At 38.6% G+C, this 13,608-nt stretch carries 10 protein-coding genes; 4 read left to right on the top strand and 6 right to left on the bottom strand.

All coding sequences use genetic code 11. The annotated features are described in order from the left end of the window. Positions 1-199: 199 nt before the first annotated feature. From QZ562_RS15180 to QZ562_RS15170, 3 genes are all read left to right on the top strand, one after another. Positions 200-1,480 carry an MFS transporter gene (locus QZ562_RS15180; protein WP_293761808.1) on the top strand — a complete coding sequence of 427 codons (1,281 nt, stop codon included), beginning with the start codon at positions 200-202 and terminating at the stop codon, positions 1,478-1,480. 354 nt (positions 1,481-1,834) lie between these two features. Beyond that, entirely contained in the window at positions 1,835-2,395 is a 561-nt protein-coding gene (locus QZ562_RS15175) for a CBS domain-containing protein (protein ID WP_293761806.1), read from the top strand. Between the two features lie 642 nt (positions 2,396-3,037). Beyond that, positions 3,038-3,964, top strand: coding sequence for an ROK family protein (locus tag QZ562_RS15170; RefSeq protein ID WP_293761803.1), 927 nt, complete (start codon positions 3,038-3,040; stop codon positions 3,962-3,964). 60 nt (positions 3,965-4,024) lie between these two features. On the opposite strand, the gene QZ562_RS15165 is transcribed toward QZ562_RS15170, so the two are convergent. Next, complete coding sequence (locus tag QZ562_RS15165) at positions 4,025-5,956, bottom strand: DNA topoisomerase III (protein ID WP_293761801.1); 1,932 nt, start codon at positions 5,954-5,956, stop codon at positions 4,025-4,027. Between the two features lie 443 nt (positions 5,957-6,399). Between QZ562_RS15165 and QZ562_RS15160 the strand changes: the two genes are divergently transcribed. After that, positions 6,400-7,404: a YhdH/YhfP family quinone oxidoreductase gene (locus QZ562_RS15160; protein WP_293761799.1), complete on the top strand. Its 1,005-nt coding sequence runs from the start codon at positions 6,400-6,402 to the stop codon at positions 7,402-7,404. A gap of 194 nt (positions 7,405-7,598) precedes the next feature. Here the strand turns inward: QZ562_RS15160 and QZ562_RS15155 are convergent, their stop codons facing one another. From QZ562_RS15155 to QZ562_RS15135, 5 genes are all read right to left on the bottom strand, one after another. Next, positions 7,599-8,825 carry a threonine/serine exporter family protein gene (locus QZ562_RS15155; protein WP_293761797.1) on the bottom strand — a complete coding sequence of 409 codons (1,227 nt, stop codon included), beginning with the start codon at positions 8,823-8,825 and terminating at the stop codon, positions 7,599-7,601. Positions 8,826-9,486: 661 nt separating this feature from the next. Beyond that, positions 9,487-10,095 (bottom strand): glutathione S-transferase family protein, encoded by a 609-nt coding sequence (locus tag QZ562_RS15150; protein WP_293761795.1) that lies wholly within the window; start codon positions 10,093-10,095, stop codon positions 9,487-9,489. Positions 10,096-10,441: 346 nt separating this feature from the next. After that, a complete protein-coding gene (locus QZ562_RS15145; protein WP_293761793.1) occupies positions 10,442-11,599 on the bottom strand; it encodes an iron-containing alcohol dehydrogenase in 1,158 nt (385 codons plus the stop codon). Positions 11,600-11,643: 44 nt separating this feature from the next. Further along, positions 11,644-12,342 (bottom strand): type 1 glutamine amidotransferase domain-containing protein, encoded by a 699-nt coding sequence (locus tag QZ562_RS15140; RefSeq protein ID WP_293761791.1) that lies wholly within the window; start codon positions 12,340-12,342, stop codon positions 11,644-11,646. 745 nt (positions 12,343-13,087) lie between these two features. Beyond that, on the bottom strand, positions 13,088-13,608 hold a 521-nt coding region (locus QZ562_RS15135; RefSeq protein WP_293761789.1), incomplete at its 5' end, for a hypothetical protein.

Here is a 13,608-nt window from a genome sequence, read left to right as displayed (position 1 = left end):
GTAAATAGCAACTATTCAAGATGATTTACAAAGACTTTTATAGTAGCTTGTGTAAATGAGTATTAAAGCATTCCTGATAAGTCAGTCTAAAAATAAAATAACTTACCTTAATTAAAATCCATAAAAGATTTATTTACGAAATAATTCTTTCGGCTATACTACTGCCGCCCCACTATTTCCAACTAATTTCGGAAGCTTTATGCGTTCTATTCTTCTCTCAATCATGGCTTTATTTCTGGCTATATTTTTGCTGTTGTTGGGCAATAGTTTACTCAGCACCTTGTTGATCCTAAGAGGGATTGCCGAAGGTTTTTCAGGTAAATTTTTGGGGGTTCTCACTTCGGTCTATTTTTTAGGCGCTTTTGTTGCCACTTTGATGGCTTCGAAGATGATCAAACGAATGGGCCATATCCGCTGTTTTACTTTTTGCACCGCTTTACTAGGTTGTTGTACTCTTGCTTACACTTTATTTGTCTCTCCATATGCTTGGTTAGTTATTCGATTTACTACTGGCTTTGGTGTATTTGCGATGTATACAGTGGTCGAGAGTTGGTTAAATGGTCAAACGCAAGACGCTTATCGAAGTCGCATATTTTCTATATATACCCTGATCAATCTCTTAGCTATTGCCGCATCACAGCAACTTTTGCTTATTGACAGTGCCACTGGTTATACTCTTTTCATAATAGCTAGTTTACTGGTCACAGCTTCGATTATGCCAATTTCTTGGACCAGACTGCAACAACCCAATGTGGATGTTGATATGCCATCTATGAGTATTTTAAAGGTGTTTGATGCAGCACCCGTTGCTGTAACTGGTTGCTTAGTTTCAGGGTTAATAATGGGACCTTTTTGGGGCCTAACACCATTATTTGTGAATGGTTTGGGATACACCGAAAATGAACTTGCTGCTTTCATATCGCTTTCTATTCTTGGAGGCGCTTTATTGCAATACCCTGTTGGTCGTTGGTCAGATCGAATGGATCGTCGGCGTGTCATTTTATTTACGTTAATACTGGGATGCATATTGGCATTATCTATGGCTTTTTGTGCGAAATATTTCGCAGTTGAACGAGGGCTAATTACGGCATTATCGGCAATATTTTGTGGCCTTGTGTTAGCTATATACCCTATTTCCGTGGTTCATCTTGTAGAACGGATACATAAGGATCACTTGGTAGCAGGTTCCAGTAGCCTTTTAATGGTCTTCGGTTTGGGATCTTTTGTTGGGCCCACCATTGCGGGGTTTGCTCTAGAATATTTGGGTGTTGGTGCTCTACCCGCCTATTATCTGATGGTTTTAGCAATCTTTAGTATTATTCTCACAATACAATTAATTCGCTCGCGTGTTGTTGAAATACCGGAAGACCATGAAAGTCATTACGTCGCAATGGTTCGAACATCGCCGAATGTACTACCCATGCACCCAGAATATGAAGAGGTGCTGGACATACAAGAAGAAAGCACTCAAAACTATTAACTTAAGTAGGCTTAATATTTTGGCCTAATTAATATTTTTTGTACTATTAATTTTATCCAACATCCTGTTTCTTTACAAATAACTATCCCTATTATGTTGTCAATTTTGACTTTGTTGTTTTCTTTTTTATGAATACAAACTACTGGTTATCAACAACTAATTGTTTCAATCTTGATTAAGCACGAAGACATGCGAAACACTTAATTTTCAAAGTAAAAAATCATGACTACAATTAATTAAAGAATGCACACCCCGTTTAGAGTTTAAGAGTCACCCAAGTTGTAGACATCCCTAAGCTTGGTAGTTATCTGAGTTTACTTAAAATCTTAAACACGGCGATAAAGGAAAATATTCATGAAATCATTAACGTTGTATAACACCGAATCTATAGACAAATTAGTGTGGCCAGAAGAACAGGTCTCTATATCTGCAAAAACACCCGCATTAAGTATTTTAACCGATTTTCGTCAGCATCGTCCAAGGGTAATAGATGCGAATGTCAGAGCGATAGATCTTGAGAACTTAATGAAGCGATCACATGTGAAAATGAAAATAATACTGGATCTGCATAAGAAATTTATTGGAATTGTGAGTTTATATGACCTTTCTGAAGAAAATATTCTCAAGAAGGTAGATAAGAATACCCCACGTAATGAACTTTTAGTCAGCGACCTTATGCATGCGCGTGAAACACTCAAATGTTTTGATTATAATGATTTGGCAAAAGCGACGGTTGAGGACGTACTAGAAACACAAAAGCATAACCATCAGCAACATTGTTTAGTGATTGACCGTAAGCAACATGAAATTCGTGGTTTAATTTCTGCAAGGGATGTTGCTCGCCTCATCAATCGTGCGGTAGACATCAAAGCACACATCTCCTTTGAAGCATTGTTTAATGAGTTAATGGCCTAACTATTTCTATTAACAACAAAAATTGTTGGTGTAAAACTTGCCCGTACCTAATCATTTATTGCGCATGAGTTACCAGAACCCATCAATATTATTTTACTCGTTGAATGTTCAATTGGATAAAAATTTTAGCAACTTTAAACAGTCTTAACATATCTGATCATCTCAAGCATCCCTTCTATGATAGAGATTATTTTTTTCCATAAGACCAACATTAATTGCGTAGACAACATAATCATCTCGATTACCCTTTTAAATACGACGAACTGTTTTGTGAAAATTTAGCCTTGTGATATTTTATATTTTTAACCATTTCATTCACTAGAAATGGTTAATTAATTCTTACAACAATATTTAAATGAAATGTGTCGTGGTTCAGAAGATGATATATATTCAAAGCGTTCCAGCATAGATGCTGTCTCATCACCCGGCGGTATTTTAATATGAAGGCAAGTTTAATAGGTAAATTTCCAATTAATATTGCTTGAGTAAGGAAGTGAAGAACATCGCTTTAAGTCGTTATGTAAAAAAAAAGCGATGGCATATTTTATTTATTATTTCTTGGCCGAAGTTGCGTCTTATTAAGCAGACAATAGTCCTCAAACAATTAGTCTTTAAATAATACACCATAATAAGAGTAGTTATATGCAATACGGTATTGATATTGGTGGTACAAAAATGGAGTTGGGCATATTTGATAACAATCAAAATCTGTTATCAAGTCAACGCATCCGAACACCTACAGATGACTATAGTAAATTTCTACAAGCAGTTATATTTTTAGTGGAGCAAGCAGACCAAAACACCTTAGGAGAAAGCACAGTGGGCATCGGTTTACCTTGTGTTATCGACTCTAACAATTTTGCTGTTTCATCTAATATCCAATGTATTAATGGAAAAAATGTGCACGCCGATATTCGTGATAAATTAAAACGATGTGTAGGGTTTGGCAATGACAGTGAAACTTTTGCAGTTGCGGAATCAGTATACGGTGCAGGAAAAGACCATTCCAAAGTACTCAGTGTCATTATTGGTACTGGTGTCAATTCAACCTTGTGTGTACAAGGAAAACTGTTTACAAGCCGTAATAAAATCGCAGGTGAATGGGGGCATGTATTGCTCAGTGCCCTGCATCAACAACGTTATGGACTGCCTTTACTTGAGTGTGGATGTGGCTCATTGGGCTGTGTTGAACCTTATGTTTCAGGGAAAGGCTTAGAATGGCTTTACACCCATATGGGTGGAGATAATATAAGTGCACAAACTCTGGTAACTAAAATGAGACATGGCGATCACCTTGCCGTCAAAACGTTTAATTGTTATTTGGATCTTTTAGCTCATAGTTTAGCCCAACTGGTCATCTACTATGACCCTGACGTTATAGTAGTTGGAGGGGGAATATCGAATATATCAGAGATTTATATGTACTTACCTGACCTGATGTCTGACTATCTATTTAAAGGTGTTCTACTCCCTAAAATTGTCGGAACCAAATTTAGCAATCATAGCGCATTACTAGGTGCTGCAATAATCGGCGCAGAGGCATCAGAATTGGTAACTCAATTAGATTAGTTTTGTTTTGAATTTGTTTGACGATTTCCTCACTTAACTAAGTTAATGAGTAAACGTCACTTATTTTCGCTTTGTGCCACTTTTACGTTTTTTTGTAAAACGCTGTTTACCTAAACCAGTCAACCCTTTAGGTAACACTTCACGACTTTGTGCTATTAGCTCTTTAAGTTGCACCTCTAGCGGGCACATTAATTTTTTATATTGGCTTTTTCCTTCACTGATAGCAGATAATTCTGATTCCCAACGGGCAGTCATATCAGGATAAGTCGCCACATCTGGCAAAGCCTCTATCAAGCCCCGCCCACTTGCGGTTGAAGTAATAGTTTTACCGGTACGTGACAAAAACCCCCGAGTAAACAATAATTCTATGATCCCTGCTCGGGTTGCCTCTGTGCCCAAACCGTCTGTTTCCCGCAAGACTTTGCGTAGTTGTGGATCGCTTACATGGGCACTTATGCCTGTCATAGCGGCTAGTAAGCTGCCGTCTGTATAAGCTTTCGGTGGCGAAGTATTTTTTTCTAACACTTCAGCTTGTAAAGATTTAAGAACCTGTCCAATATCTAAACGAGGTAATAGCTGTGTAGCCTCGCTGTTGTCATCCTGGTTACTAGTTTTACTGCGAGACAGAAAAATACAACGCCACCCCTCATTAATCAGTTCCTTTGCGACTGCGACAAATAATCCTGCAGCAATTTCTACTTCAACACGTACCGCATAATATTCGTGATGGGTCAAAAATTGTGCTAAATAATTTCGGCATATTAGGGCATACACCTTCGCATCGTTTCCAGATAGATGATTACTGGTTTTTTCAGTTGGAATAATAGCGTGGTGAGCATCGACTTTTTTGTCGTTCCAAGCTTTTGATTTATATTTTAAATCAAACTGGGTTTGACTAAATACATGGCCTTGTTGGCCAAGATGTTGGCTATTGCTTAAAATGGCACTGTGTACTTTTTTAGCTTGACCAAAATGGCTAAGGGGTAAATAACGACTATCTGAACGGGGGTAGGTAATTAATTTGTAACGTTCATACAACCCCTGACAAATATCCAGTACCTGCTGAGCGCTTAAACCGAAGGCTTTACTTGCATCAATTTGTAAAGATGACAAATTATAAGGCAGTGGCGGTGCTTGTTTTTTATGCTCACGTTTAAGACTTTTTACCAATGCGGGTTGCTGACTGACGCGCCCAGCAACATTTTGCGCCAGTGCCTGGGATAAATTTCGACCCTGGTCGTCAAGATATTTGGCACATTGCTCACTGGGTTGCCACTTGGCTTTAAAATTCTCACCGTTGTTTGTTTCTAAGTCGGCCCAGACTTCATAGAATGCCTTACTCACAAACGCATCTATAGCTTTATCACGCCGCACAACTAAACCCAACAAAGGCGTTTGTACTCGGCCCACAGACAACACTCCCTTATACCCAACTTTTTGACCCTGAAGTGTATAGGCACGGGTTAAGTTTATTCCATATAGCCAGTCAGCACGTGAGCGAGCCAGAGCTGAAGTGGACAGTGGGATAAATTCTCGATTACTGCGTAATTTGCTTATTGATTGTTTGACTGCGGAAGGATTTAAGTCATTGATTAAGCAGCGCTGTATACTACTTTTCTTAGCACCAGTTACGCCTAGAAAATTGATCACTTCGTCTACCAATAGCTGACCTTCACGGTCAGGATCTCCAGCATGCACAAGTTGCTCAGCTTGCTTAATTAAAGTGCGTAACACACCAAGTTGTTTGGCAGTCTGCTTTTTAACTGTAAGTTTCCATTGCTGGGGAATAATAGGCAGATGTTCATGGCTCCACTTTTTAAAGACAGGATCGTATGCCTCTGGTTGTTGTTGTTCGAGTAGATGCCCTATGCACCAACTCACCGTATCGCCATTAGCCGCACTAATATAGCCATCACCTTTTTTATGTGGCTTGGGTAATACATCGGCGATAGCACGACCTAAACTGGGTTTTTCGGCAATAAAAAGACGCATAGAACCTATTATCATGTTTTTTTATACAGTAGTGTGTTTTTATTGTTTGAGCAAGGTTTAATGCCAAAGGAGCGTGATTGATTACGACTGGTGTTTAGCACTGAGCGATGCAGTTAGTTACTATTTATTAAGTAGTACACGATAGTTAATGTCTGCTATCCCCCTTATTTACTAATACTTTCATACACAACGTAACTCATTTTAATATATAGAACATTAAACATGACTTAGCACTTTAAAACCAAGAGTCTTAATGAATATTAAAGGTTTGTCCATAATCGGTATGATTATATTCATACTTGTATTTGTACATTATATTTATTAACTACTGGGCATTATATTAGTCAGCATTACCCGACAAGACATTGTCAACAAGCCTAGCCGAAACAATCTCCATTTGTTAAAGTTATGTCACAAATTAATAACCATGAGAACGTCAAACAATGTCTGAGGTGAATAATTTTAAAGCCTTATTGGTAGAAGAGGCCGCCAACAAACAATTTACATTAAATATAGTCAACCGTTCGTTAACTGATTTACCTGAAAATGACCTACTTGTTAATGTGCACTATTCATCATTAAATTATAAAGATGCGTTATCTGCTAGCGGTAATAAAAGAGTCAGCAGTCATTATCCTCATACACCTGGGATAGACGCAGCAGGCGTGGTTATAAACGATAAGACAGGTACTTTTTCACCCGGTGATGAAGTACTGATATTTGGTTATGATTTGGGCATGAATACACCAGGTGGGTTAGGCCAGATGATCTCTATCCCCGCAAACTGGGCTGTAAAACGTCCAGAAAATTTATCTTTAAAAGAAGCCATGACTTACGGAACTGGCGGGTTAACAGCCGCTCTTTGTGTGCAAAAACTAGAGAAAATGGGTGCACGCCCTGAAGATGGTCCCGTTGCGGTGACAGGTGCAACAGGTGGTGTAGGCAGCATCAGTATCGCCTTACTCAAACAACTGGGTTACAGCGTGGTAGCGTTTTCAGGTAAACCTGAACAAACGGAACATTTAAAATCTATTGGTGCCGATGAAGTATTGCATCGTGATGTACTCAATGAAGCGGCAGACTTACCGATGGGTAAAGAAAGATGGGCCCACGGAATAGATACCTTAGGCGGTGACTACCTTGGTAATCTGTTAAAACAAATTAAATCAGGTGGTGGCGTATCGGCTTGCGGTCTGGCCGCTTCTGCTACGCTTTCCTCTTCTGTGTATCCCTTCATTATACGAGGGGTATCCTTACTCGGTGTAGATTCGGTATATATCCCACTAAGTGATAAACAACATATCTGGCAACGAGTCGCTAGCGATATGAAACTTCCAAATCTTCAAGATTTGTGTGAAGAAATATCCTTAGAACAAACACCTGAATATCTACAACGTTTTATGCAAGCGAAGGTAGTAGGCCGTTATTTGGTCAATTTAAACAGCTAGAGTAGTAAATATTCAAAAGCAAATCACTCAGTAGCTAGTCACACTGGATCCCAGTCCAGTGTGACTTCGCAATGCGACCTAAGGTTCTAGGAAACAAGTTCGCCTATAAACTTTTGCAATAATCACACTCCCTAAAACAGTCTTTGCTCCAAAAGTCCCACTTTCTGAATCAACCACATGTCAGTATGCAACAACTATAATGATTTTCTTGATGGTATCACTACATTAGCAAATATCAATCCTGCCACTAATGACATCAAGATCAAAAAAGTTTCCTGAGCAATATGATCGGTTTTGATAATGTCTTGGCCTGAGATAAACGAATTAAGTCCAATATATGTTTTTGAACCTGGAACCAATACTATTAAACCAGGCATAGCCACTATAGTAGAAGGAGCATTAGCGATGCGTGAAAATATATTTGCAAACACACCTAATGCAAATGCGCCAACAAACGCCCCAAGTCCGTTTTCAAGATAGCTAGAGCTCCAAGTCGAGGCTGCATAAGCAATAAAAGTCGATGTTATTGCCCAGGGAACATGTTTCATCGGTGTACGGAATATAGCAACCAGACCTACGCTAAGCATGAACACACCCAACCAGTTGACCCAAAAAGGCAGAGTAACTGCCATTGCCAACTCTTGTTGACCAAACAATTGGTAACCCAGACTGACACCTAAAAAAGCACCAAAATATAGTTTAAATAACTGCATGGTGGCATCCATTACACGTGCCGTTCCCGATACCAAATTACGTGAAGATAATTCAGCTAAACCGATGGTCAATGACAGTCCAGGTACTAATATAATTAAAGAGGAAAGAATGATCAGCCAGATATTAAACCCTGATGATGAATAATGATTAATAACACACGCCATAAAACCTACTGAAAACGAAGCGACAGGTTCCAACATCAAGTTAACTCGCTTTGAACGTAATGCCCACAGAGTCCAAAAATAAACCATCCCCCCTAGCAAACCAGAATAGATAATTTCTGACCAACCAGCCCCCATAAGCATCGCAAATGCACTAGTAGACAAGCTAAAAGCAATACCCGTTAAGCTTTTACCATAGGGACTAGGCATAACATCGATCTCATCTAAATGCTTATCTGCTTCTGCAAGAGATATATCGCCAGATAGTAACTGGTAAGCTAATTCATCAGTCCGAGACAGGGAGTTCATATCCAGCTCACCGGGCTGCATACGTGCAGAGTGGTTATACTCGTCTTCATGACGGTCACTCCACAGCACAATAGATAAAGTGGTGGGGGTAGAATTAAATGACGCATGCAGGCCAAAATGCGTGGCAATTTCAGTTAAATACGCTTCCAGTCGAAAGGATGGTGAACCGTATTTGTGCAACATTTTACCCAGTTTAAGGATAAAACGACGTATTTGGATAAATTCTAACGTGTTCATTTCTTTACTACTACTTCAAAAGTTAACGCAATGTTTATAGCTCTAAAAAACCAAATACATATACGAAAGTGACAAACAGAGTTAGATTCTAGAGATAGTTCAAGTAACGTACAACGTACATTTCTTGAACGTTTGAGATTAGAAAAACTAATGCTTAATTTCTATCATTAACATTGTTTCTAGAACCACATTTCATTTGGTTTTGTCACTAGTCTGGCGACATACTAATAGAATTCACAGAGTATTACTTCGGTCTTGATATGCTTAAACACGTTTCACTAAATAGGTCATAGCAAGACAATAATCTAGGTGGATTGAAGCCAATTTAGACCGACTGATCTGAAGTTCAATTGATAAAGAAAAAGTGATAATAGAGCAAATTAATGACAATTAAATTCTCGACTAATGCTCCACATTTATTTTTGTACCCGTCATAACTACTATTTATTATAATAACTATGCGATATGAATTAATTAAAGCTCCTCACTATTATCCCGAAACGTCTTCCTGTTGAGCTAATTAAAACAAGTTAATTCATCAACAAATACACATCAGTTGATTCATTCCACATACCAGACAACACAAATAAATGGTTATATTGAGATAAGGTATTGAAGTGTAAATTGGGCCTAATATTGTTACTTGCAGTTTGCTTGATCCTTAACCGAAACTCGCCGCTTTTCGATAAGCAGAACGTTGCTGAATTTTTTCCAAATAAGCTAAGGTTTTTTCTCGTTCTTTGAGTAAACCAAGCTTACTCGCAATTTCTAGCATAGTTTGCATCATAATATCAGCAGCCGTAAATTCAGCACCAGAAAAATAATCGCGCTTAGCCAACGTGGACTCAATATAACCAAAGTCTAAGGCGACTTCTTTAGCAATATAGCCGTCCATTATTTGGTCACCGTTACGTGTTTCCATCCCCATGAATAATGTGAACATTACCGGTAATGCCAACGATCCTTCAGCAAAGTGTGACCATTCAAGATATTGGTAATACTTTTTGCTACCTTTTTCAGGGCGAAAGCGATTTTCGATATCTTTATCTAAAATGTATTCCATTATTGTACTGGACTCACACAAAGTAATATCACCATCAACGATTATAGGTGCTTTACTGAGCGCATGAACTGCTTTGAGACTCGAAGGTGCTAAGTTTGTCTGAGCATCGCGCTGATAATCAATACGTTGATAAGGCATTCCGAGCTCTTCTAACAACCACAATACGCGTTTAGAACGAGACTTATTTAAATGGTGTACTGTTAACATAGTATTTCTCTATAAAAGTCGTTATTAATTATAATTTGTCTGGACCCACTCGCATCACAAGCTGGCCAAAATGAGTGATTTTTGCATCTTTGAGCCACATAACATCGATTGGCTAAATTCATGTGACTAAGAATATAAGGGCAAGGGATAAGAAAGCCGTAATTAATAAAATCTCACCAGACTGTGGATTTCGCCTTTCACTCTTAATAGAGTTAAAACTTTTCACAGCCGAAGCACCCAACGCACGAGTTGCGAAAGTCTACTGGCGATTGACCTGCATACTTTGGCTTATCAAATTATGCAGGTCTTTATTTTTCAAACTGACCGTTCTTTCCCACAACCCAAATTAGAGTGCAGTGACCAATATTTCACGACTGATGTCAGGAGTAACAGCTTTATGTTCGCCTAACTTTACCATACCGTGTTGAGTAAGCTTTTCTATCAACAAATCAATATCCGCTGCACCAAGATCAACATGAGATAAGCGTGTTGGTACTTGCATCTTTTCGAAAAACTGCTCGGTTAATTCGATACCACGATCAATACGTGAATCTTCATCACCCTCTGTCACATTCCAGACACGTTCAGCGTACTGTAATAACTTTTCACGTTTTGCTTCTTTCCGTATTTTCATCACAGCAGGCAGTACTATGGATAAAGTTCGTGCATGGTCGATGCCGTGAGTACCAGTTAGTTCATGACCAATCATGTGAGTTGTCCAATCTTGCGGCACACCTGCTCCAATTAAACCATTAAGCGCCATCGTTGCCGCCCACATAATATTGCCACGCACTTCTAAGTCTTTAGACGTTTCAGGGGCCAATGCTTTTGGTCCTTCTTCGATTAAAGTTAACAACAATCCTTCAGCAAAACGGTCTTGCACCTTAGCATTTACACTGTAGGTCAGGTACTGCTCCATTGTGTGAACAAACGCATCCACAGCACCGTTACCAATTTGACGGTCGGACAATGACAGTGTTACCGCAGGGTCAAGTATCGCAAAAATAGGACGAACCAGAGGACTTGCAAATGGTAGCTTATTACCATTACGAGTCACTACCGCACCAGTATTTGACTCAGAACCTGTCGCTGGCAAAGTAAGTACGCAAGCTAGTGGAAGAGCTTTCTTGATACGCGCTTGTTTACTGACGATATCCCAAGGGTCTTCACCTTCGTAAAGTGCCACAGCTGCAATAAACTTAGAACCATCAACAACAGATCCACCACCAACTGCTAGAATAAAATCGACGTTATTTTCTTTAATAACATCTTGTGCCTTCATGAGTGTATCGAAACTTGGATTTGGCTCGATACCAGCAAATTCGAACCAGGTATGTTTAGCTAGTGCGGCAACAACTTGGTCATATACGCCGTTACTTTTGATTGAACCGCCACCGTAAGTCACTAACACTTTTGCATCGATTGGGATCTGTTTACTAAGTGAAGCTATTTGACCTTCACCAAACTGAATTCGGGTAGTATTTTGAAAACTAAAATTTAACATGAATATTATTCCTCATTATTTTTTAAAAGTTAAGCGGTTGTAACCTACGCCAGTGCTGCTATTAATTTTTCTGCAGCTAATTCTGAGCTTTGAGGATTTTGACCTGTTATGACTAAGCCATCTTGGATTGCAAAAGCATTCCAATCAGCCACTTTTTGATAATCGCCACCACGTTTAATCAACTCGTCTTCTAATAAGAAGGGAACGATATGAGTCAACTGAACGGCTTCTTCTTCACTATTCGTAAAACCTGTTACTGCTTTACCTTTTACCACATACTCACCAGAGGTATCTTTGACATTTAAAAATGCAGCGGTTGCATGACATACTGCTCCGATTGGCTTGTTGGTGGCTAAGAAACGTTCAATTAAAGCAATTGAATCTTCGTTATCGGTAAGGTCCCATAATGGCCCGTGACCACCAGGATAGAAAACAGCGTCATAGTCAGCAGCGTCGACATCAGCCAATTTGGATGTGTTAACCATTAAAGCTTGTACATCATTGTCTGCGTCATAACGCTTAGTTGATGGGGTTTGAAAATCTTCTAATTCACTCTTAGGATCGATAGGTGGCTGACCTCCTAATGTAGAAGCTATGCTCACTTTTATTCCTGCATCGGTGAAAGCATAATAAGGTGCAGCAAACTCTTCAACCCAGAAACCTGTCTTTTCACCAGTGTTACCAAGCTCAGCATGTGAAGTTAATACTATTAATATATGCTTATTTGTATGTTGTGTATTCATTATATTTCTCATAACTGATTTGAAGTGTGATGATTGTAGACCTTAAGCTAATTTATGACAATACAAGGAAATAGACAACACTGTTCTAAAAATTGATACAATACTAATTATATTTTGAATAGTTCTATATTTCGAACAACTCAAAACATTGTGGACATGACCGCATAGAAGGTCTTAGGTTCTTGACTTGAAATAAAACACCTCAGATAAACCTAAAGAAAACCCGATGATATTAGAAAAGATTACTTGCCCTATTTGTGTGAGCTCAAACAGCTTATTGCCCAAACTAAATAGTTTTTCTGCTTATTTCTTGAATTGAACTCAACCAGATACCGACTGATTAGACATACTTAATATCATTCGAGGCATTAACCTCAAAATCTATGGTGACTCGGCTAAATTGTCTACTGCACAGTCAGATAATTATATTTGCTGCCTTGTTTGCTATCTATCAACGCTGTAAAACTTGCCAATTTTTTTATTTGGAATATTAACAGCTTCGGTTTCTACGGTTTGCTCTTGTTAAGTCTAATTTACAAGCGTTTGCGCTTATATTGTTGGCCCTTCACTGTTAATATATTCCTACTCAAATACAACACATAGCAGTATTAAAGACACACTTTCGGTCATTTAATACCTAAAAACATATTGATTAACCATACACATTTTAATCACAAGATATGTAAATGTTTGCATTAGAAACGGGGGGTTTATTAAATGCTCACTAGCGATGATGATTAAATAATTATCGCTGCCGCTTTGATTTTAAGTTAATAGTGCTCGTAAATAATCTTGGATCGGCAATTTTGTCCAGCATTGACCTATCGGGCAAACAATCGTCATCAACGTAATCAGCAAGATCAGCAGATGGGTCAAATACTAAAATATCTAAAGCTAAACGCTCTAATCCGTATAAACCACGATGGATCATATCAGCCGAAAAAACTAACAAATCACCATCGGCTAACTTAATTTTTTTACCCGTAGATAGGTCATCGCTACTTACCTTACCCTTTTCTTCTTGTCGTACATTAAATTCTTCATCACTATCCCAGCGCTTGTGTGTTTGTGGCACCAGCTCCATACCGAGTTCATCAAATAAAGGTACACGTAAATGCAGAACTTGAGTTTCTTGAATAGCTTTTTTTTGTCCTTCAACATCGTGATCATATTGACAATCTCGATGCCAAAAATCTTTTTGCTGAACATTAACAGGGTTGAAAAATAGCTGAGTATTCATAAACGCTGGATGATTCGGTATAATTG

This window comes from uncultured Paraglaciecola sp. (assembly GCF_913058035.1).
Classification (GTDB): domain Bacteria; phylum Pseudomonadota; class Gammaproteobacteria; order Enterobacterales; family Alteromonadaceae; genus Paraglaciecola.
This window is presented reverse-complemented; position numbering and strand designations above follow the sequence as displayed.

Coding starts and splice junctions, on each gene's coding strand:
- QZ562_RS15180 (WP_293761808.1), top strand. CDS start 200: ATGCGTTCTATTCTTCTCTCAATCATGGCTTTATTTCTGGCTATATTT.
- QZ562_RS15165 (WP_293761801.1), bottom strand. CDS start 5,956: ATGCGTCTTTTTATTGCCGAAAAACCCAGTTTAGGTCGTGCTATCGCC.
- QZ562_RS15170 (WP_293761803.1), top strand. CDS start 3,038: ATGCAATACGGTATTGATATTGGTGGTACAAAAATGGAGTTGGGCATA.
- QZ562_RS15140 (WP_293761791.1), bottom strand. CDS start 12,342: ATGAATACACAACATACAAATAAGCATATATTAATAGTATTAACTTCA.
- QZ562_RS15175 (WP_293761806.1), top strand. CDS start 1,835: ATGAAATCATTAACGTTGTATAACACCGAATCTATAGACAAATTAGTG.
- QZ562_RS15145 (WP_293761793.1), bottom strand. CDS start 11,599: ATGTTAAATTTTAGTTTTCAAAATACTACCCGAATTCAGTTTGGTGAA.
- QZ562_RS15160 (WP_293761799.1), top strand. CDS start 6,400: ATGTCTGAGGTGAATAATTTTAAAGCCTTATTGGTAGAAGAGGCCGCC.
- QZ562_RS15155 (WP_293761797.1), bottom strand. CDS start 8,825: ATGAACACGTTAGAATTTATCCAAATACGTCGTTTTATCCTTAAACTG.
- QZ562_RS15150 (WP_293761795.1), bottom strand. CDS start 10,095: ATGTTAACAGTACACCATTTAAATAAGTCTCGTTCTAAACGCGTATTG.